General features: G+C 43.5%; 19 protein-coding genes. 15 read left to right on the forward strand and 4 right to left on the reverse strand.

What is annotated here, in order from left to right:
* The 15 genes from A7P55_RS06730 to A7P55_RS06800 all read left to right on the forward strand — a co-directional run bounded on the left by A7P55_RS06730 (position 1) and on the right by A7P55_RS06800 (position 15,693).
* A complete protein-coding gene (locus A7P55_RS06730) occupies positions 1-681 on the forward strand; it encodes a hypothetical protein (RefSeq protein ID WP_171551553.1) in 681 nt (226 codons plus the stop codon).
* Positions 682-693: 12 nt separating this feature from the next.
* Positions 694-2,313, forward strand: a complete 1,620-nt coding sequence (locus A7P55_RS06735; RefSeq protein ID WP_171551554.1) for an AarF/UbiB family protein — start codon at positions 694-696, stop codon at positions 2,311-2,313.
* Positions 2,314-2,549: 236 nt separating this feature from the next.
* Positions 2,550-3,149, forward strand: coding sequence for a cytochrome b/b6 domain-containing protein (locus A7P55_RS06740; protein ID WP_171551555.1), 600 nt, complete (start codon positions 2,550-2,552; stop codon positions 3,147-3,149).
* 134 nt (positions 3,150-3,283) lie between these two features.
* Positions 3,284-4,600 carry an NAD(P)/FAD-dependent oxidoreductase gene (locus A7P55_RS06745; protein WP_171551556.1) on the forward strand — a complete coding sequence of 439 codons (1,317 nt, stop codon included), beginning with the start codon at positions 3,284-3,286 and terminating at the stop codon, positions 4,598-4,600.
* A gap of 12 nt (positions 4,601-4,612) precedes the next feature.
* Positions 4,613-4,999, forward strand: coding sequence for a VOC family protein (locus A7P55_RS06750; protein ID WP_171551557.1), 387 nt, complete (start codon positions 4,613-4,615; stop codon positions 4,997-4,999).
* 39 nt (positions 5,000-5,038) lie between these two features.
* Positions 5,039-5,461, forward strand: a complete 423-nt coding sequence (locus A7P55_RS06755) for a hypothetical protein (RefSeq protein WP_171551558.1) — start codon at positions 5,039-5,041, stop codon at positions 5,459-5,461.
* A gap of 81 nt (positions 5,462-5,542) precedes the next feature.
* Positions 5,543-6,310, forward strand: coding sequence for a bifunctional phosphoribosyl-AMP cyclohydrolase/phosphoribosyl-ATP diphosphatase HisIE (hisIE, locus tag A7P55_RS06760; protein ID WP_171551559.1), 768 nt, complete (start codon positions 5,543-5,545; stop codon positions 6,308-6,310).
* A gap of 9 nt (positions 6,311-6,319) precedes the next feature.
* The gene (locus A7P55_RS06765) at positions 6,320-7,822 is read left to right on the forward strand and encodes a UvrD-helicase domain-containing protein (protein ID WP_171551560.1); all 1,503 of its coding nucleotides are present in this window, start codon (positions 6,320-6,322) and stop codon (positions 7,820-7,822) included.
* Between the two features lie 24 nt (positions 7,823-7,846).
* Positions 7,847-9,229 carry an AAA family ATPase gene (locus A7P55_RS06770; protein ID WP_171551561.1) on the forward strand — a complete coding sequence of 461 codons (1,383 nt, stop codon included), beginning with the start codon at positions 7,847-7,849 and terminating at the stop codon, positions 9,227-9,229.
* 254 nt (positions 9,230-9,483) lie between these two features.
* Complete coding sequence (locus A7P55_RS06775; RefSeq protein WP_171551562.1) at positions 9,484-12,336, forward strand: monovalent cation/H+ antiporter subunit A; 2,853 nt, start codon at positions 9,484-9,486, stop codon at positions 12,334-12,336.
* Positions 12,329-12,697 carry a Na+/H+ antiporter subunit C gene (locus A7P55_RS06780; RefSeq protein WP_004656199.1) on the forward strand — a complete coding sequence of 123 codons (369 nt, stop codon included), beginning with the start codon at positions 12,329-12,331 and terminating at the stop codon, positions 12,695-12,697. The genes A7P55_RS06775 and A7P55_RS06780 overlap by 8 nt, the downstream gene beginning before the upstream one ends.
* On the forward strand, positions 12,697-14,508 hold the full coding sequence (locus tag A7P55_RS06785; RefSeq protein ID WP_005314962.1) for a monovalent cation/H+ antiporter subunit D: 1,812 nt from the start codon (positions 12,697-12,699) through the stop codon (positions 14,506-14,508). The genes A7P55_RS06780 and A7P55_RS06785 overlap by 1 nt, the downstream gene beginning before the upstream one ends.
* Entirely contained in the window at positions 14,508-15,035 is a 528-nt protein-coding gene (locus tag A7P55_RS06790; protein WP_171551563.1) for a Na+/H+ antiporter subunit E, read from the forward strand. Before A7P55_RS06785 ends, A7P55_RS06790 begins: the two co-directional genes overlap by 1 nt.
* Positions 15,032-15,307, forward strand: coding sequence for a monovalent cation/H+ antiporter subunit F (locus tag A7P55_RS06795; protein WP_004656203.1), 276 nt, complete (start codon positions 15,032-15,034; stop codon positions 15,305-15,307). The genes A7P55_RS06790 and A7P55_RS06795 overlap by 4 nt, the downstream gene beginning before the upstream one ends.
* Before the next feature lie 11 nt (positions 15,308-15,318).
* Positions 15,319-15,693: a Na+/H+ antiporter subunit G gene (locus tag A7P55_RS06800; protein WP_004802326.1), complete on the forward strand. Its 375-nt coding sequence runs from the start codon at positions 15,319-15,321 to the stop codon at positions 15,691-15,693.
* A 52-nt stretch (positions 15,694-15,745) separates the two neighbouring features.
* Here the strand turns inward: A7P55_RS06800 and A7P55_RS06805 are convergent, their stop codons facing one another.
* The 4 genes from A7P55_RS06805 to rimP are packed head-to-tail and all read right to left on the reverse strand — an operon-like array spanning position 15,746 to position 20,918.
* The gene (locus A7P55_RS06805; protein ID WP_004774100.1) at positions 15,746-16,147 is read right to left on the reverse strand and encodes a ribosome-binding factor A; all 402 of its coding nucleotides are present in this window, start codon (positions 16,145-16,147) and stop codon (positions 15,746-15,748) included.
* Positions 16,147-18,861, reverse strand: a complete 2,715-nt coding sequence (infB, locus tag A7P55_RS06810; RefSeq protein ID WP_004802324.1) for a translation initiation factor IF-2 — start codon at positions 18,859-18,861, stop codon at positions 16,147-16,149. The genes A7P55_RS06805 and infB overlap by 1 nt, the downstream gene beginning before the upstream one ends.
* Positions 18,862-18,871: 10 nt before the next feature.
* Positions 18,872-20,356 (reverse strand): transcription termination factor NusA, encoded by a 1,485-nt coding sequence (nusA, locus tag A7P55_RS06815; RefSeq protein WP_004802322.1) that lies wholly within the window; start codon positions 20,354-20,356, stop codon positions 18,872-18,874.
* Between the two features lie 37 nt (positions 20,357-20,393).
* Positions 20,394-20,918, reverse strand: coding sequence for a ribosome maturation factor RimP (gene rimP / locus A7P55_RS06820; protein ID WP_004802320.1), 525 nt, complete (start codon positions 20,916-20,918; stop codon positions 20,394-20,396).
* Positions 20,919-21,012: the final 94 nt, after the last annotated feature.

The following is a 21,012-nucleotide window of genomic DNA, read 5'->3' on the forward strand; positions in this document are numbered from 1 at the left end:
ATGTGGTCGATTTTAGCACTCGGTGCAGTCGAACGTATCATTCATCATGTGATTGATTTGGATGCGATCACTCGTATTCAAATCAATCAGTTACAAGGTCAATTATTACGTGTTGTGATCGATAGTCCACAACTCTCGGTTGATGTGTTTTTTGATGAAAATAGAGTTCGCCTAGAACCGACCGTGACGGGACAGAGTCAAACTTCTTCTATTTTTGAACAACGCCCATTTGATCCTCAACATAAAATCACGGATGCAACTGCAACACTCCATGTTGAAAATGTAGTGGAACTGGTTAAATTATTGCTCAGTGATATGGATCAAATTGGTAATATTCCACTGCAAGGTGATTATCACTTATTGCAAGATATTCAAAAAATTATGCAACAGGCTGAGCCTGATCTCGCAGCGCATTTATCGCCATGGATTGGCCCTCAATTGGCACATGAGTTGGGTAAAATTCAACGTGTGCCGAAGCAGTTGAAACGTTCACTACAAAGTCATTTATTTTTTGTTGAAGATGCCTTAAAAGAAGATAGCGGTTTATTTGCCCCACGTTGGCAGATGGACGATCTCAATCGCGAGACACGTCAACTCAATCAAGAGCTTGATCGTCTACAGGCAAAACTTCAACAACTCAATGCTCAATTCAATCCATCCAAACACCCCACACAAGACTAGGTAAGACTTTATATGATTCCGCATGTTACACGGTTACTCGAACTCTGGCGTATTGCAGCACACTATCGCCTTGATACCTTGTTCCCTGCGGAAGAATTACCAGTAAAAGCACGTCATGCATTAAGCCTAATTAAAATGCATCCTGCGGCTTGGTCGAGTCGTGAGAAAAAGAATCCGCTTAAGCTGAAAGAAGCCTTAGAGGATATGGGGCCCTTAGCGATTAAGCTCGGCCAATTGCTGTCTACGCGTCGTGATTTGATTCCACCTGAAGTATTATCACAGCTGGTATTATTGCAAGATCGCGTCAAACCTTATGACACTCAACTCGCAAAACAGCGCATTCAAGAATCGCTCAAAGCAGATGTATCAACCTTATTCTCACGCTTTGATGAGCAACCGCTTGCCGCAGCCTCGATTGCCCAAGTACATACCGCCGCTTTACATGATGGCCGTGAAGTGGTGGTAAAAGTCACTCGTCCCGATATTCGCAGTCAAATTTTGCAAGATTTTGAAATCTTGGCGTGGCTAGGGGATTGGCTAGAGAATCGTTTAGAAGCAGCGCGTGCGCTGCATCTGACTGAAATTATTCAAGACTATCGTCAAATCATTTTAAATGAGCTTGATCTCAGTTTAGAAGCGGATAATACCCGCCGTATGCGCCATTACTTTACGGGTTCAAGCATGATGTATGTGCCTGAAGTCTATATGGACAGTAAAGATGTGATGGTGGCTGAGCGTATTACTGGGGTCCCTATTTCTGATACGGCCACTTTTGATCGTTTAGGTATGGATCGTGCGGATCTGGCTGAAAAGGGTTTAACCATCTTCTTCACCCAAGTGTTCCGCGATAACTTCTTCCATGCCGATATGCACCCAGGCAATGTCTTTGTTGAAACCATTAACCCAAGCAATCCACGCTTTATTGCGTTGGACTGTGCCATTATGGGTGAATTGTCCAAGCATGATCAAATGACGATTGCGCGGATGCTACTGGCAGTGATGAATAGCAACTTCATGCAACTGATTCAAATTGTGCATCAGGCAGGCTGGATTCCACCGGGTACAGATCAAGATGCCTTATCACGCGAAATGCGCCGTACCGTTGGTCCAATGGTATCCAAACCAATGGATCAACTCGATTTTGCAGGCATTTTGATCCAAGTGATGGATATTGCTCGTCGCTTCCATTTAGAAATTCCACCGCAATTGATGTTATTGCTGAAAACACTGGTACACGTTGAAGGTCTAGGGACTGATCTCTACCCGCAACTGGATATCTGGAAACTGGCAAAGCCGATTCTAACCGAATGGGTCAAAGCCAATATGAACCCCGTCAAAAACGTAAAAGAACTGGGGCAGCAGATTCCAGACCTGTTACTCGGCGCCCAAGATATTCCAGGTTTATTGATTGACAGCTTAAATGGTCTAAAAAACCAATCAGCTTGGCATGACAAACAACTTCGTGAAATCCAACAAATGCGCTTACAAATGCAACAACAGCAACGTCGTAGCTGGATATTTGGTAGCACGATGCTTATTTTGTTGACTATCGCGATTATTAGCCCATGGTTTATCTCCGTCATTCTGATTGTACTAAGTAGCTTGATTGCACTGTGGCGCATTGCTAAATAAGTAGATATACACAGCAAAGGCCGTATCCATCGATACGGCCTTTATTTTTATGTAATTGAACATTTCTAGCTAACACTTTCGCCCATTTACATACTTTCTGAAATTTTGGCAGAACCATTACATTTTAGGCGAGATTTCCATCCACATCAGGCAAAGACTTTTCATCTTTAACTAGATAGACGATCATCGACTTAACATTGAGGTGCATCAACACAGATTTTTAAAGGAAGAGAAGCGTGAGTTTAAGAAATAGCATCAATAACTATGGCTCCATTGCAAAATGGCTACATTGGACAACCGCAATCCTGTTTTTACTTGCTTATTGTAGTGTTTACTACCGCCAGTGGTTTACCGAAAAAGGGACACCTGAGAACTGGACGGCTTTACAACTTCATCTTTCTGTCGGTATCAGCATTGCCGTGATTATTAGTCTGCGCATTATCTGGCGTTTGACCAATCCACAGCCCCATTTAGAACCTGCCAGTCCCTTGGCAAACTTTGCGGCACATGCAGGACATTTTGCCCTGTATGCCATCATGATCATTGCCCCGCTCACAGGTTATTTAGGCACAGGCGTCAATACTGAGTTTTTCTTCTTGTTTGAGATTCCGAAATTTGAACATACAGCCCTGTTCCAGAGCTGGGTGGCACAAGGCATGGGCCTAAGTTTTGAACAGTTCGAGAAACCGATTGATTTCATTCATAAGCAGATTCTTGGAAAATGGCTGATCTGGATCCTGATTTTAGGGCATGCAGGTGCGGCACTTTATCATCACTATGTTAAAAAAGATCGTACCCTGATCAAGATGACCACGGGCAAAGATCAGTTAAAATAATCTACTCTGACGTTTACTCAATGCCTATAGGATGAACATGAGCCTTGTATCGCGATAGATTTCATTTAAAAAAATCCCTGAGATCAGTTAAGATCATGATTGACTGATCTATAAACACTTTAAAAGAACAAAGAATGAAAACACCTCATTTCGCCATTGTTGGCGCTGGCACCGCAGGATTGGCAACCGCAATCCTGCTTGCACGTACAGGCAATCGTGTCACTATTTTTGAACAAGCGGATCAACTTTCCCCTGTCGGTGCAGGTCTGTTGTTACAGCCTGCCGGCTTAGCCGTTTTTGAACATCTCGGTGTACTTGAACATGCTTTAAAGTTGGGTGCCAAAGTCACAGGATTGGAAGGTCAACTTCCCAATAAAAGACTCTTGGTGAATAGCCATTATCATCAGGCAGGCAGCAATCTCTATGGCCTCGGTATTCATCGTGCTACCTTATGTCATGTGCTGACCCACAAACTGGCTGAATATGCCAGTCATGTGACATGGCGAATGGGTCATAGCATTGAACGTATTCAAGAACAGCAAAATGAAGTTCGTCTCTTCGGTTCTCAGCAGCAACAAAATTTTGATGCCTGCTTCGATGCTGTATTAATTGCCAATGGTGCACGCAGTCAATTACGCCCACAGGCATGGGTCAAAGTTGATCAAGCCTATCCTTGGGGGGCGGCATGGAGCATCGTACCTGAATGTCCAACGCTTGATCCTGCAATCCTACATCAGTTCTATGACCGCTCTAAAATCATGATGGGTATATTACCTACAGGTGCAATCCCAACCGCACCGCAACAACGACTTTCCAGTGTGTTCTGGAGTTTGCCAAGCTCACAACTACAATCATTCTTAACAGATGAGTCAGCTAAACAGCAATGGTTAAAGCAAGTGTCAGATCGTTGGCCTGATGTCGCAGAATGGTTCAAACAGCTGTTGTCGAATCAACATCATCAGCCACACTGGTTATCTGCTCAATATCGGGATGTGGTGATGTCTCAATTTGGACAAGGCCGAATTGGTGTCATCGGTGATGCTGCCCATGCCATGAGTCCTCAACTGGGCCAAGGAGCCAATATGGCTTTGTTGGATGCATGGGCCTTTTCACAGTCACTACACGCAGCAAAACAAAATCAGCAAATTGATTGGTCAGCACTGTGGCAGCACTATCATCAACATCGTCGTTCCTCGACCCAGTTCTATCAATTTTTAAGTCGCCTACTCACTCCGCTGTATCAATCTGATCATTGGTGGGCAGGTGGCTTACGTGACTTGACCTTTCCGTGGATGTATCAAATCCCCTATTTTCGTAAAGAAATGGCAATCACCATTTCAGGCTTAAAAACAGGTCTGTTTGAGCAACTTGATTACCAACAAGTGGCGCAATATGCTGAGAAAGATCATGCTTTCAATGCTAAAACTGCATCTCTACCTGAATATGAATAAGAGCGGTTTAATATGAAAATTCGTCATTTAGATCATTTGGTGTTAACTGTAGCCGATGTTGAAATCACCTGTCAGTTTTATCAATCTGCCCTGAATTTTGAAGTAATTACTTTTGCTGAAAACCGCAAAGCACTGCAATTTGGCAATCAAAAAATCAACCTGCATCAAGTAGGTAAAGAGTTTGAACCTAAAGCTCTACAGCCAACAGCGGGTTCAGCAGATTTATGTTTTATTGCCGAAACCCCATTAGATCAGGTTATTGCCCATCTTCAAACGCAGAACATTGACATCGTTGAAGGTCCAATCGAAAGAACTGGTGCGATGGGGAAAATTTTATCGGTTTATTTAAGAGATCCCGATCAGAACCTGATTGAAATTTCGAACTACATCAATAGTTAAAGAAAATCAAAATTCATCAATAAAAATAAGACACATAATATGAAATATCGTTTTTTATGGGCTTTGTATCGACAGAATAAAGGCAAGGCAATTCGCAAAGGCTGCTGGTTCTTACTCCCTAGCCTTTTTAACCTGCTTTGTTTTCTAAATTTTCACCATCATTTTATTGATTGGCAAGTCAATCCCAAATCAACAATAGGAAGATTGATTATTAGTCCTCAATTTCTATGGGTGATCTTATGGGATAGCCTCCCTTTCTTATTGCTGTTATTGATTCATCAAAAATATTTAGCTCGCAGTTTAAATATTTGGGTCTCTATCACTGCTATCTATTTCCTGATTGATGCATGGTATTGGTCAAGTTATTCTAGTGGGACACTACTCATCGTTGCTTGGGCATTGCCCTTTTTAAAAATAGAAAATACTAATTTGATGGGAACGTATATTCAACCCAGCTCCTAAATCATTTTTTACCCAACAAGCATAGCCAACCCTTGCCACAACCGCTACACTAGCTGCTCTCCACTCAATGGATTTTCACTCATGTCAAACTGGTTAGATGAAGTTAAATTTGATTCCAATGGTCTTGTTCCTGCCATTGCACAACATCATCAAACTGGTCGAGTGTTAATGGTTGCTTGGATGAATCGTGAGGCATTACAACTGACGGCTGAAAAAAATCAGGCCGTATATTACTCACGTTCACGTCAAAAACTCTGGCATAAAGGCGAAGAATCAGGACACTTTCAAACCGTGCATGAAATTCGTCTGGATTGCGATGCCGACGTGATTATTCTACAGATCGAACAACATGGCGGCATTGCCTGCCATACGGGTCGTGAGTCTTGCTTCTATCGCAAACTCACCCCACAAGGCTGGGAAATTGTTGATGCTCAACTGAAAGATCCAACGGCGATTTATGGCGCAGCGGCAAAAACCGAAGCACATGATCATGGTCAAAGTGAACAAGTCGATGTACTCAGCTATTTAGGTCGCTTAATGCAAGCGCGTAAAACAGCTGAATCGGATAGTTCTTATATCGCCAGCCTGTATAAAAAAGGCATTAATAAAATTTCAGAAAAAGTCGGTGAAGAAAGTATTGAAAGTATCATCGCAGCCAAAGATTATGCCGTTCTAGCTTCACTGGAAAATAAACATGACCTGATTTATGAAGTCGCAGACTTATGGTTCCATAGTATTGTGATGTTGGGTTACTTCGATCTTGAGCCACAAGTGGTTCTGGATGAACTCGCACGTCGTCAAGGTTTATCAGGTTTAGTTGAAAAAGCTAACCGTAGCAAAGAAGCGTAATCAGAGCCTGTGTCAAATATAGAAAAACCCAAAGCCACTTATGAGCAAGCCATTGCGATCGACAATGCCCGTCTCGGTCAATCCTTTAAAGTGATTGCCTATGCTGGCACAGGTAAAACCACAACGCTACAAATGATCAGCGATGCCATGCCTGAACGGCGTGGCATGTACTTGGCATTTAACAAAGCGATTGCTTCGGAAGCACAAAATAAATTTCATGGCAATGTAAACTGTCGAACCTTCCACTCGCTGGCATTTCGCAGTGCACCGCGTGGTGTGACCGACAAATTACGCTTACCGCGCTTAAGCCCAAGCTTCATTGCCAAAGAATATCGACTGGAACCGATAACGCTACGTCGTCTCATGGGTGGGCGTTATGAAAAATATGTGCTGATGCCGAGCCGTTTGGCTAGCTTAGTTGCCAATGCCGTGAGCTACTTCTGTTCAACCAGCTCACAATATCCTGCTCCTCGGCATATTCAGGCACCAAGCTGGTTACATCTAGACGATATTGAGGCCTTGCAACAGCATCTCTACCCGGCGGTGGAACGCCGTTGGCTCGAATCAATTGATCCCAATCATCAAGCAGGTATTGGGCATGATATCTATTTAAAGCTTTGGGCTTTATCGGAACCGAATATTCCTGCCGATTATGTATTGTTTGATGAAGCACAAGATGCCGATCCATTGATGCTTGGTATTTTACTGCGTCAAAAAAGCACCCAAGTGATTTATGTCGGTGACGCACATCAGCAAATTTATGCATGGCGTGGTGCAATCAATGCCATGCAACAAATGCCATTGCCTGAAAGTCGTTTAACCACCTCTTTCCGTTTTGGCGATGCCATTGCAGATGTCGCCAACAGCTTGCTTGGCGCATTAAATGAAACTGTACCTCTACTTGGTAATCCAAACCAAAAATCTAGTGTGGTGAATAAGCCACATACCAAGATGCGCGATGCAATTCTATGTCGGACTAATGCCCGTGCAATGGAGTTATTACTTTCTGGTCTGGTCAATGGTGATAAAGTCGGCTTACAAGCGGACCAACAGAAATTGAGTCGTTTTGTCGATGCTGCAAGTCTATTGAAACAAGGTAAACGAATTACCGATGTTCCTGAGTTGGCGTGGTTTAACTCTTGGCATGATGTACACGAATATTGTGAAACCAATGATGGCAGTGATATCAAACCTTTAGTCAAGTTAGTTGATGATCATGGTACCGATCCACTGAAAAAGGCACTGGCAAAAATCACGCCAATTGAACAGGCAGATTATGTGATTTCAACTGCACATAAAGCCAAAGGTTTAGAATGGAATCGTGTGCATATCGAAGACGATTACCAATTTAAAATAAATGGACTAGAACATAAAATTACAGATGAAGAGCTCAGACTACTTTACGTGGCTTGTACGCGTGCTAAAGTAAGTTTAAATATTCATCATTTATACGACTTAATACAACAATTAAAACGGTGCGCCCCCGCAAGTCTTCGTCAGTCAGCAGGTTAAAGCGCTTATGATTGAGGTCAGCTTATGCAGCTTGAATCGGTTCTATTTAAACACATCGGGATGTTTCGGGATTTAAATCTCGAATTTCAACCTCAGCGATCTCCTATTACCCTGATTTTGGGTGATCAAGCCACAGGCAAAAGTACGATTTTAAAAAATATCTATCAAAGTCTGACTTGGTTTTCTGCGCGCTATAAGGATATTCGTACTGCAGGCGTAGTAATTGCTGATCAAGATATTATGCTGAATCGCTTACAGGCAAAAATTCAAATTCAGGTCCGCATGAGCAGTGAATTGAGTGGCTCTTTGGCTGAAAGTAGCTCATCACAACAGACCGACACGCAAACTTGTGCATGGAAGCTCTATAAAACATTTAACAGTCAAGGCGTTGGGATTAGCCAAGTGGAGACCCAACAGCTTGATCAAATGGTCACGCTATATCAGAAAACAGGACTGCAGGATCCTTTATTCGGACTTCCACTGATTGCCTATTATCCTGCCGAACGCTTCGTGCAAGACATCAACTTACAAAGCAAAAATACCCCAGGAACATTACAGGAAATTTCGGCCTATGATTTAACTGCTGTACCCTATACGACGTTTGCCCGTTTTTTTGAGTGGCTACGTGAAATCAGCGATGTCGAAAATGCACATTCAGCCCATATCGTTAGGCGCTTGATGGGCAATGATTTTAATCAACAAAATCAATCAGAAGTACTGCAAGAATTACAACAAGAACTGATTAATCATCCGAAGCAACTCTCTGCACCCAATCTTTATGCTTTGAAAAACAGCTTACATACGATTTTCCCTGAATTAAGCGATATTTATATTCAGTATGTGCCAAAGTTACAATTAATGGTGCGTTATCACGATCAGTTGATTCCTTTTCAACAGTTATCTGCTTCACTCAAAACTTGGATTGCATTAGTTGGAGACATTAGTCGTCGGCTTTGCTTGCTGAATCAGCATTGCTTTGATCCATGTTTAGAAGGTGAAGGGATTTTGCTGATTGATCAAGTTGACCATCAACTCGATCAGAATCACTGTGCGGAAATTTTGGAGCGCCTACATCAAGCTTTTCCACGTCTACAAATCATCGTCACAGGCAACCGAGATGCCTTGCTTGAGCATGCATTACATTACCAGTGTTTAAAATTAGATCAAAAAGGTGTTTACCAACTCAACTTAGAGGCATCTCAACAACAGCTTTCAAATTTATATCAAGGCCTCACCCAGACCGAAACAGCACATTCCGTGCAAGCGCAAACCTTGCTGCAAGCCGATCCACTGACCAGCAAAGTCGATGATTTATTCCAACAAATTCAGGATTTAAACGAACAAGAAAAGAACAATTTACTCAACCTGCTCAAGATAGATGATACGCCGCAAGAAACCCCGTTATAAACGCGTATCAAAAAACAGAAATTGAAATGTTTTCAATCAAATGATGTTGTTTGTTTCATGTAATAACATCAGATTTTTGCTGATATTTTATAGTAAAATAAACCGTATTTTTTATTTTCAAGTTGTGCAATACAACTTGCTGCCTCCGTTAACTTGATTGGGCTTCAAGATTTAAAGTTTTTGGTATTCTCTTTGAGTGCCTGTAAGTCTTGAAAGAAAATTCACCCCTTAGGTCTTCGACCTAAATCATCGACATGGATACCAGTGTGCTACCGATTATTATCTTATTACCGCTCATACTCGGCACCACCCTTGTCTCACAATTACAGCGTATTTCGCGTGGCGTGACGGCACTTGGGGCGATTGGCATCAGCCTTAGTTGTTTTATTTTACTTTTAACTCAGGCAGAAACGGTTCTGCAGGGCAATACCCTGCAACAAAGCTGGGACTGGCTTCCACAGCTTGGAATTAATCTGAGTTTTCGCCTAGATGCATTAGGTTTATTGTTTGGTCTGCTGATTAGCGGTATCGGCACCCTGATTTATATTTATGCCTATTACTATCTCAGCCCTAAGAACTCTCTGAGTAAACTCTACCAATTATTAATGCTGTTTATGGCAGCCATGCTGGGGATTTCGCTCTCAAATAACCTGATTATCTTATTGGTGTTCTGGGAGCTAACCAGTATCTCCTCTTTCCTATTGGTGGGTTACTGGAGTCAATACGAGGCAGCGCAACGTGGCGCCCGTATGGCTCTCACCATTACAGGCATGGGCGGTTTGGCCATGCTGGGTGGATTTGTGCTGATTGGACAAATCACTGGCACTTATCAGATTGATGAATTGGTGTTGATGAAGGATACCATTCAGCAACATGCGCTATTTGTTCCTGCATTATTGCTGATCCTATTAGGTGCATTCACCAAAAGCGCCCAGTTCCCCTTCCATTTTTGGTTACCGAATGCGATGGCAGCGCCGACCCCTGTGTCAGCCTATCTACATTCTGCAACTATGGTCAAAGCAGGGATTTTCTTGTTGGCGCGTTTAGCTCCTATTTTTATTGGTGCTGCGCTGTATCACAATATCGTGACTTTTGTCGGTCTGTTCACCTTGTGTATGGCCGCAGGTTTTGCAATTTTCAAAGAAGACCTGAAAGGACTTTTGGCCTATTCAACCATTAGTCATTTAGGTTTAATCGTATGTTTACTCGGTATTGGCTCGCCATTGGCGGTTGCTGCCGCAATTTTCCACATCATCAACCATGCCACCTTTAAAGCGGCATTGTTCATGATTGCCGGGATTATTGACCATGAAACTGGCACACGCGATTTACGCAAGCTCAGTGGCATCTGGCAACTGCTTCCATTTACAGGCACTCTCACCATGATCACCGCTGCCTCAATGGCGGGTGTACCACTGACCAATGGCTTTATCTCGAAAGAAATGTTCTTTACTGAGCTATTGGCCAACTTGTCTGGTCCAGTGATGGTGATTTCAGCCATCGTCGCAACCTTAGCCGGTATTTTCGCAGTCAGTTATTCAATTCGTCTCGTTCATGGTGTGTTTTTTGATGGCCCGATTGGCAAACACGTACCGAATAAAGAGGCACACGAACCACATTTAGGCATGCGCTTACCTGCCATTATTTTGGCAACCTTATGTATTTTAGTGGGTATCCTCCCTGCCCTATTTGCAGGGACAATGGTCAACAGCGTCACTCGTGCAAGTTTGGCACAGCCTGAATTTGAAGGCGTTCATCTTGCGATTTGGCATGGCATTAACGCCCCACTCATCATGAGTTTGATTGCACTAATTGGTGGATCAATCTTCTACTTTGCACTAGCAAAAGATGGGCGCATTCGTAAAATCGACTTAGATCCTTATCTTGGAAAATTCCAAGGCAAGATTCTGTTTGATCTATTCTTGAAAAATTTATTACTCATCAGCCGCAAGATTAAGCAAAAGACCGAAAATGGTTCTTTGCAAAGCTATATCCTCTGGATTGTGTTGTTTAGCATCATCATGGTCGGCTTACCGCTATTCAACCAAGGTTTAACCACAGGCACACGTGAACTCACCCATGCACCTTGGGTGGCAATTGTACTCTGGTTGACTCTGTTCTCAGGTTGCTGGATGATGCTGTGGTTCCATCACGAACGTATCAAAGCAGTCTTGATCAGTGGTGCAGTCGGTTTGGTGGTCACGATGGTTTTTGTTACCCTCTCTGCACCCGACTTGGCATTGACCCAAATTACGGTTGATGTAGTCACCACTGTTTTATTACTGATGAGTTTGTCTTTATTACCGCAACTCACGCCTTACGAATCAAGCCGTTCACGTCGTTGGCGAGATGCTAGCCTTGCCATCGCAGGTGGTTTAGGTATTGGTTGGATTACTTGGTTGTTGTTAACCCGCGATCATAACTCAATCTCATGGTTCTTTTTACAACAGGCGATTCCGCTGGGCGGTGGTTCAAATGTGGTCAATGTAATCTTGGTTGACTTCCGTGGTTTCGATACCTTCGGTGAAATTACCGTACTCGGCATTGCCGCCATTGGTGCACTGTGTCTGATGGATGGTATGCGTGCACATGGGACCACCATGACCCAAGGCTTAACCTATCGTTTTAATCCTTCACCGTTGATGTTCCGTATCACGGCATCATGGATCTTGCCATTGGCATTGGTGGTCAGTGTCTACATCTTCATGCGTGGGCATAATCTTCCGGGCGGTGGCTTTATTGCAGGCTTGATTACCTCAATGGCACTGATTATTCAGTACATCGTATTGGGGCAAGATCAAACCGAGCAGATGATCAAAGCCAAATCAGGTCGTCTCTATGAGTTATGGATTGGTTCTGGTTTAACCATTGCAGGTCTCACCGGTATTATCGCGTGGTTCTGGGCTCGCCCTTTCCTCACCAGTGCACATATTTATGTCGAAGCACCATTGCTTGGAAAAATGCATCTTGCCTCTGCAGTCGCATTTGATACAGGGGTCTACATTACCGTTGTGGGTGCCGCCATGTTGTTGATCTCCGTACTCGGAGACTCTCGTCACTCTAGTATGGCTGGTCCGATCCCAGGTGGAGATAATCAAAATGATTAGTATTGAATTTTTACTCGCGTCAGGGATTGGCCTACTCACGGCAACAGGTATTTATTTGATTCTGCGTGCCAGAACATTTCCAGTGGTCCTTGGTTTAGCCATGATCGGCTATGCCGTGAACTTATTCCTGTTTGCCATGGGCCGCCTGCAAATCAATGCACCTGCCGTGTTGACTCAGGCCACCAAAGTGACCGATCCACTCCCTCAAGCACTGGTATTAACGGCGATTGTGATTGGCTTTGCCACCACCGCCTTTATCGTGCAACTTGCCTTACGCAGTCGTTATGAATCTGGTACAGACCATGTCGACTCGAAAGAAGAACCCACTTTGACTTATGACCCACGTGAGGATGAGCCATAATGTTTGATTTTTACAGTTTCTGGCACGCTCACGCTCCAATTATCAGTATCTTAATTCCAGCATTCACCAGTTTTATTCTGGTGTTATTGGGCAATCCGGGTTCAGGTTCTTTAAAGCAAGATTGGCGTCAACCTTGGCGTCGCGGGATTAGTATTGCTTCGGCAGTTTTAGGCTTAATCACGGCAATCAGTTATCTGAGTATTGCTAGCACGGGCCAAATTACGGTTTATCAACTCAGTGAATGGTCGGCACCATTTGGGATTGTGTTAGTCCTTGATCGCCTCTCCGCTTTTATGTTGGTACTAACCTATATTCTTGCAGTGCCTGTGATTTGGTACGCCAGCGAGAACTGGGATACGCGTGGTCGTTATTTCCATACCATGGTGCATTTCCTGCTCATGGGAATCACGGGCGCATTCCTGACAGGCGACTTATTCAACTTATTCGTATTCTTCGAAATCCTGTTGATGGCTTCCTATGTGCTGTTATTGCACGGTCAAGGTCGTCCACGTTTCCAGCTTGGGGTGCATTACGTCACCATCAACTTGCTGGCCTCGGCTCTGTTTCTGATTGGTCTAGGCATGATTTACGGCAGTGTCGGCAGCTTGAACATGGCAGATGTCGGTCGTCTGGTATCAAGCTTAGATGGCGATCAGCACAAACTTGCCGTTGCAGGTGGACTCCTGCTGTTTGTGGTGTTTGGTATTAAAGCCGCGATGTTGCCTGTTGGCTTCTGGTTGCCGAAAACCTATGCGGTTGCAAGCACACCTGTCGCTGCGATTTTCACCATTATGACCAAAGTAGGTATTTATGCCATTTTGCGTGTGAATGGCACTGTGTTTGATGATGCCATGGCACAAAGCATTTTCAAGAACTGCTTATTGATCATCGGCTTGGTGACTTCCCTTTATGGTGTGATTGGTGCAATTGGCGCTGAACGCTTACGCCGTTTTGTTGGATTCATGGTGTTATCATCGATTGGTACTTTGCTGATTTCGATTGCCATGTTCAATACACAGGCATGGGCCGCAGCGCTGTATTATTTAGTTCACAGTACCTTGATCGCAGCAGCTTTCTATTTGTTCTGTGGCTGGATGACCTCGCAACGTGGTGCTTTTAAAGATCATTTAAAAGTTGCACCACGAATCAAACAGGAAAAAGCGGCTGCTTTTACTTACTTTACCATCGCCTTAATGATGGCAGGCTTACCCCCATTCAGCGGCTTCCTCGGTAAAGTCTTTATTCTGCAAGCCACTGCTGAGACACCATATCAAGGCTGGATCATCGCAGTGATTCTGATTGTGAGCTTGCTCAGCATCATTGCCATGACACGCGTTGGCTTTATTTTGTTCTGGCGTGCAACACCACCGGAAGAAGATCAGAAAGAAGCGGCTTATGCTGAGTATCAAGCCCTACCCGAGCTTGCACCGAAGCGTAATGATACTGCGATCTATATTTTACTTGGCGCATTAATGCTTTATGTGGTTTGTGCTGCACCGATTCAGAACTATACGCTTGCAACAGCACAGCAAATTCAGAATCATGCGCTTTATAACCAGACCATTCTGAAACATGATGCACAAGGTCGTCCGATCAGCGTACAGCCTTATGATCCAAGCTATTTACCTGAAACCAAATATGGCGGTGAGGTTGAAGATCCGAATGCCTTGCTGATTCCAGATATTATTTCTAAGCCAACCCTACAAGGCGAACATATTTCTGAATATAAGCAGCGTCAAATTGCGGAGCAAGTCCTCGAAGCACCGACTATTCCGAATAGCACACAGTTAAAGCCTATGGAGGATCACTAATGCAAAAATTATCTTTGCTTGAGCGTTGGTTCCCCCATCCATTTGTGTCTGTTCTGATTTTTTTAAGCTGGTTGATGCTGGCACATAGTCTAGATCTGACTGACATCTTAATGGCAGTGATTCTGGCAGTGGTGATTGCCCGTTTAGTCAGTCCATTTATTGCCAGAACGCCACATATTCATTGGCTTCCTGCCATTAAACTGGTCTTTGTCGTGCTGTGGGATATTGTCATTTCCAACTTTCGTGTGGCCAAAATGGTGCTTGGTCCAATGGATCAATTACACCCTAAATGGTATCGCGTTCCATTGGAAACTGAACATGAACAAGTGAATACTTTGCTGGCGATGATTATCACCACTACACCCGGAACAGTTTCAGCAGGAATTGATCAGGAACGTGGGGATATTCTGGTGCATGCACTCAGTTCAGATGATAGTGAACTGGATATTCAAGAGATTAAAAAACGCTATGAAACGCCTTTAATCGAAATCTTTGATGTCAAGATTACAGAAGGAGCAAATAAATGACCATTTTGCCTTATGCATTGGGTATTGGTTTAATTGCCATTACCATCTCTATGTTTCTGTGCTTGATTCGCCTAATTGCAGGCCCTTCAGTGATTGATCGACTCTTGGCACTCGATACTTTATTTCTAAATGCGACCTGCCTGATTGTAGTATTAGGCATCTATTGGGTCAGCACTAATTTATTTGAAGGTGCACTTTTGGTTGCCATGCTTGGCTTTGTCTCTACTGCTGCACTTGCCCGTTATTTCACAACGGGCCATGTAATTGATTAAGGAGCAATGCCATGCAACTGATTCTTGAGATTGTCGTTTCATTTTTTGTGGTGTTTGGTGCGTTCTTTATGCTGATCGGTTCGATTGGCATGATCCGCCTACCCGATTTATTTATGCGCCTGCATGCACCGACCAAATCCAGTACTTTAGGTCTTGGTAGCTTTCTGATCGCAGCCATGATTTTCGCTGCAATGCATGGTCGTTTTGGTTTTGCTGAGCTTTTAATTACTCTATTTGCATTTATCACAGCCCCTGTATCAGCAAATTTGATGGCACAAGCAGCCATTCACTTACGCTTACGCTCAACCAGTGGTGATGTACCAGAAGCTTTAAATCGCCCATTGCCTTGGCAACGTTATCGTCGCCATCCATTGAAAAAAGATTAATCGCATTAAGCCATAAAAAAAGCCACCCGAAGGTGGCTTTTTTTATATGTATTTACTTTTGTTCATCTTGCTCTTGTTCAGGCAAATCCTTAACCGCTTCAGCAATCAGACCAAACATATAGTTACCATAGGCATTGGTCTTATCGTAATGGAAACGCAATCTTGGCGTAATACGTGTCTTGATACGACGACTCAATTCATGACGCAAGAAGCCAGACGCTTTATTCAAAACATCTAAAGTTTCTTTATTTGCTGCTTCACTTTGATCATCACCCAGTTCACGACCCATTACAGTGACATATACTTCAGCATATCCCATATCTGCACTGACTTTCACGGCTGAGATGGTCACAAGACCACCCAGACGTGGATCTTTAAGCTCCTGACGGATAAGCTCAGACAACTCGCGTTGTACTGAATCCGCCATGCGCTTTAAGCGTTGGCTACCCGCCATTAAAGACTCCGTTTAATCAATTGAACATCATACACTTCGATCTTATCTTGTGCTTTGATGTCTTTATAACCCTTAACTGCAAGACCACATTCCATACCAGCACGAACTTCTTCAACCACTTCTTTATAACGACGAAGAGATTCAAGCTCGCCTTGGAACACAACCACATCATCACGTAATACGCGAATTGGTTTGTTACGGTGTAATACACCTTCAAGCACCATACAGCCCGCTGCTGCACCAAACTTGCTTGAGTGGAATACTTCACGTACTTCAGCAACACCCAAGATCGTTTCACGATGTTCTGGTGCAAGCTTACCGCTCATTGCAGCTTTCACATCATCAATTAAGTGGTAAATGACGCTGTAGTAACGAATATCAATACCATCTTGATCAGATTTTTGACGAGCAGTGTTATCCGCACGTACGTTGAAACCTAATAATACCGCTTCTGAAGACTCAGCTAAAGTGACATCTGACTCGGTGATCGCACCAACACCAGAACCGATTACACGGACTTTAACTTCATCAGTAGAAAGCTCATCAAGCGCAACATGTAACGCTTCCAAAGTACCACGTACATCAGTTTTGAGTACGACATTCACATAAGGAATATCTTTTTTACCCATAGATGCCATGATGTTCTCAAGACGCATTGCACTCGCACGCTCTAGACGTTTATGACGTTCACGGTCAGAACGAGCATCAGCAACTTCACGTGCTTTCTTCTCATCATTCACCACAAGAACTTCATCACCCGCCATTGGCGCATCAGGTAAACCTAAAATTTCAACTGGAATCGAAGGACCTGCAGAAGTAATACGTTGACCATTTTCATCAACCATCGCACGAACACGACCATAAGATGAACCGGCAAGTACCAAGTCACCAATGTTCAATGTACCGTTTTGTACCAGAATCGACGTTACTGCACCGCGACCTTTGTCGACACGTGCTTCGATTACAACACCTTGTGCCGCACCTTCAGCTGAAGCTTTAAGCTCCATCAATTCAGCTTGGATCAAGATTAAATCAAGTAAGCCATCGATACCTGCACCAGAGTGTGCTGATACTTTTGCAATTGGCACATCACCGCCCCACTCTTCAGGTACGATACCTTTGGTGGTCAATTCGTTTAATACACGGTCTACATCAGCTGATTCTTTATCCATCTTGTTGATGGCAACAATAATCGGCGTACCTGCAGCACGTGCATGGTCAATTGCTTCAGCTGTTTGTGGCATAACACCATCATCAGCAGCAACAACAAGGACCACGATATCAGTCGCTTTTGCACCACGTGCACGCATTGATGTAAACGCAGCATGTCCTGGTGTATCGAGGAAGGTGATAATCCCTTTCTCAGTTTCAACGTGATAAGCACCGATATGCTGAGTAATACCACCCGCTTCACCCGCAGCCACTTTAGAACGACGGATACGATCCAGTAACGATGTTTTACCATGGTCAACGTGCCCCATGATCGTTACAACTGGCGGACGAGTTGTTTGCTCACCACGTGCTTCTTCAGCAGCAACCAATAAGTTATCTTCGGCTTGCGTATCCGAAACTAAAACTGGATTGTGGCCCAATTCTTCAACGACAAGTACAGCCGTATCTTGATCAATGGCTTGGTTCTGAGTAACAAGCTCACCCATCTTCATGAGGGTCTTGATCACTTCACGAACTTTAACCGCCATTTTTTGTGCTAGATCAGCAACGATGATTTTCTCACCGATCTCAACATCATAAATTTGCTTTTTAACTGGTTTTTCAAAACCATGTTTATTGGCTTGGCTGGTTTTCAAACCACGCTTATGATGGCTCTTGCTAAAACTTTGTTCAGATTGAGCATCGCCACCACGACCGCCTTTCTTACCAGCACGTGGATTTGCAGTTGCACCACCACGTTTGATTTCACGGTCTTCCTTATTAAAGGAATCTTCATACGCTTGGCCAACAAGACCTGCGGCTAAAGGCGAATCATCAATCACACGAATCGTTGCAGTCGCATCATCATTTGAATATTTTGATGCCATCTGACGCATTTGCTCAAGTGTACGTTGCTGCGCTTCTTCAGCTGCTTTACGACGTACTGCTTCTTCAGTCGCTTTCAACTGAGCAGTTTGCTCTTCACGTGCTCTTTTTTGCTCTGGTGTTTCTGTCGGGCGAATAACAGGGGCTTTAATCACCTTGTCGCTATTACGCTTTTTCACCACAACAGCAGTTTTTGCTGGTGCTTGAGCTGCATTATCAGAAGTATGCGCTGCACGCATTGCTTCTAAAGTTGCATTGGCTTTTTGTTCAGCCGTATGACGTGCAGTTTGCTCAGCATCATTACGTACTTTTTGCTCGGCACGTACTTTTGCATCTGCTTCTACACGCGCTTTTGCTTCAGCTGCAAGTAATTCTGGATTTGGTTTAGCAAAAACTTGTTTCTTGCGAACTTCAACATTAATGCTTTTTGCTTTACCTGAAGTACTTGTAACTTTAGCAGTACTCGTTGTTTTACGTTTCAACGCAATTTTTCCTGTGTTACCACTTTCCTGACCATGTACTTTTTTCAAGTGATTGACCAAAGTATCTTGCTGTTCAGTGGTAATAATGTCATCTGCTTTACGCTGTGGTAGACCTGCTTCGCGAACCTGCTCTAGGAGTTTCTCTACAGGACGTTCTACGCTGAGCGCTAACTCTTGAATCGACTTGTCCGTCATCTATTATCTCCTAGTTAAACCATGATTCACGTGCTTTCATGATTAACTGACCCGCTTTGTCATGACCTAAACCTTCGATATCAGAGATATCATCAGTTGCTTGGTCTGCCAAATCATCAACAGTAACCACACCACGCGCCGCCAATGCATACGCAATCTCAGTCGTCATACCTTCCATACCGAGAAGTTCTGCACTTGGCTCTTGAATATTTTCTTGCTGTTTCAATGCATCCGTCAAAGCAGCTTCTTTCGCACGACTTTGTAACAGTTCCACTAAATCTGCTTCAAGCTCGATTTCGTCGAATGTTTCAGCTGGTACATAAGCAATCTCTTCGAGTGAAGTAAAGCCCATTTCTACCAATGCCATTGCCAAGTCTTCCTCAATATCCAGACGTGTAACAAACATATCTAAATATTGTTGTGCTTCATTTTGCTGACGAGCACGATACTCTTCTTCTAACATCATGTCGAGTTTATAACCCGTCAATTCCGATGCTAAACGAACATTTTGTCCTTGCGAACCAATTGCACGCGCTAACTGATCATTGGTTGCAAAGATAATATCTGCACTACGTGCATCTTCATCCAAAACAATACCTGATACATCAGCTGGCTCTAATGCACTTGCAATATATTGTGCTGGGTCATCAGACCACACCACCACATCAATACGCTCACCGTTCAACTCTTGTTGCACCGCTTGGATACGTGTACCACGCATACCAATACATGCACCCACTGGGTCGATACGATGATCATTGGTTTTCACTGCAATTTTAGCACGAACACCGGGTTGACGCGCCGCCGCTTTAATTTCGATAATTTCTTCAGAAATTTCTGGAATTTCTTTTTTCATCAATGCAATCAGCATTTCAGGACGTGCACGAGACAATAATAATTGTGCGCCACGGCCTTCACGATTCACGTTATACAAAATCGCATTGATACGTTGTTTAGGACGTAAAATTTCTTTGTGGATGGTTTCTTCACGCGCTAAATAAGCTTCAGCGTTGTCACCCAGATCAATGATAAAGCCATCTTTAGTTTGCTTTTTCACTTCACCGTAGATCAACTCACCGACTTTAGACTCATAAGCATCCGCAACCAGTGCGCGTTCTGCTTCACGAATCTTTTGTACGATGACTTGTTTTGCAATTTGTGCAGCAATACGACCAAATTCAATTGATTCAACTTCCAACTCACGCACGTCACCAATTGACCACTGAGCAGGGTCTAAATCAGAAATCGCGTCTTGGCATGCTGGCATTTCATGATCTTCATCCGCAACCACAGTCCACTGACGGAAAGTACGGTAATCACCCGTTTTACGATCAATCTCAACACGGAGTTGAGCTTCTTCTGAACGTGTACCTTCGTAAAACTTTTTCTTCGTTGCCGCAACAAGTGCTTGCTCTAACGCTTGGAAGATCGCTTCACGACTAACACCTTTTTCATTACTAACCGTTTCTGCAACGGTAAGAATTTCGCGGCCCATAAGTCACCTACCGATTTCTTATAAAATTAAGTTAATATTAGTCTTGATAGATTAAATTTGCTTTATCAATATTATTACTATCAATTTCAAGCACATGATTACCTTCAACTTCGACTTGAATCATTTCATTTTCTAAGTCTACAGAAAGTAATTTGGCTTGGAATTTACGACGGTTCTCGACAGCAGCAATTAATCGTAAAGCCACTTGTTGCCCGATATAGGCAGGCAGTTGGTTCAATTGGAAAAATGGACGATCCCAACCTGGTGAAGAAACTTCTAAAGCATATTCACCCGAAATTGGATCATGAACATCAAGCATTGCACCCACTTGTTGTGTCACTAAGACACAATCTTGAACACCAATACCACGCCCGAGTTCAACTTCACCATCTTCTGTTAAGACAGGTTCAACATTCTCATCGACCGCTTTATCAATATAAATACGTAATAAAGAACGTTTACCTTGTGGCAGGAATTCAATTCCCCACAAATCTACACCACACGCAGCTACAGCTGGTGCAATTAGATCATGCAATGCTTGAGATTTATTTGATAATTTCATTTACTCTCGTCGCTCTCATACGAGCCAATCAATCTTAACCGTATAGTGAAGCACGACTATTTGACCAATTGATGTCGAACAACTACACGATATA

Source organism: Acinetobacter sp. Ac_5812 (genome assembly GCF_013072695.1).
Lineage (GTDB): Bacteria > Pseudomonadota > Gammaproteobacteria > Pseudomonadales > Moraxellaceae > Acinetobacter.

Coding starts and splice junctions, on each gene's coding strand:
- A7P55_RS06790 (WP_171551563.1), top strand. CDS start 14,508: ATGCAAAAATTATCTTTGCTTGAGCGTTGGTTCCCCCATCCATTTGTG.
- A7P55_RS06795 (WP_004656203.1), top strand. CDS start 15,032: ATGACCATTTTGCCTTATGCATTGGGTATTGGTTTAATTGCCATTACC.
- A7P55_RS06730 (WP_171551553.1), top strand. CDS start 1: ATGTGGTCGATTTTAGCACTCGGTGCAGTCGAACGTATCATTCATCAT.
- A7P55_RS06775 (WP_171551562.1), top strand. CDS start 9,484: ATGGATACCAGTGTGCTACCGATTATTATCTTATTACCGCTCATACTC.
- hisIE (WP_171551559.1), top strand. CDS start 5,543: ATGTCAAACTGGTTAGATGAAGTTAAATTTGATTCCAATGGTCTTGTT.
- A7P55_RS06745 (WP_171551556.1), top strand. CDS start 3,284: ATGAAAACACCTCATTTCGCCATTGTTGGCGCTGGCACCGCAGGATTG.
- A7P55_RS06805 (WP_004774100.1), bottom strand. CDS start 16,147: ATGGCGGGTAGCCAACGCTTAAAGCGCATGGCGGATTCAGTACAACGC.
- A7P55_RS06780 (WP_004656199.1), top strand. CDS start 12,329: ATGATTAGTATTGAATTTTTACTCGCGTCAGGGATTGGCCTACTCACG.
- A7P55_RS06770 (WP_171551561.1), top strand. CDS start 7,847: ATGCAGCTTGAATCGGTTCTATTTAAACACATCGGGATGTTTCGGGAT.
- A7P55_RS06755 (WP_171551558.1), top strand. CDS start 5,039: ATGAAATATCGTTTTTTATGGGCTTTGTATCGACAGAATAAAGGCAAG.
- rimP (WP_004802320.1), bottom strand. CDS start 20,918: ATGAAATTATCAAATAAATCTCAAGCATTGCATGATCTAATTGCACCA.
- infB (WP_004802324.1), bottom strand. CDS start 18,861: ATGACGGACAAGTCGATTCAAGAGTTAGCGCTCAGCGTAGAACGTCCT.
- A7P55_RS06735 (WP_171551554.1), top strand. CDS start 694: ATGATTCCGCATGTTACACGGTTACTCGAACTCTGGCGTATTGCAGCA.
- A7P55_RS06785 (WP_005314962.1), top strand. CDS start 12,697: ATGTTTGATTTTTACAGTTTCTGGCACGCTCACGCTCCAATTATCAGT.
- A7P55_RS06750 (WP_171551557.1), top strand. CDS start 4,613: ATGAAAATTCGTCATTTAGATCATTTGGTGTTAACTGTAGCCGATGTT.
- A7P55_RS06800 (WP_004802326.1), top strand. CDS start 15,319: ATGCAACTGATTCTTGAGATTGTCGTTTCATTTTTTGTGGTGTTTGGT.
- nusA (WP_004802322.1), bottom strand. CDS start 20,356: ATGGGCCGCGAAATTCTTACCGTTGCAGAAACGGTTAGTAATGAAAAA.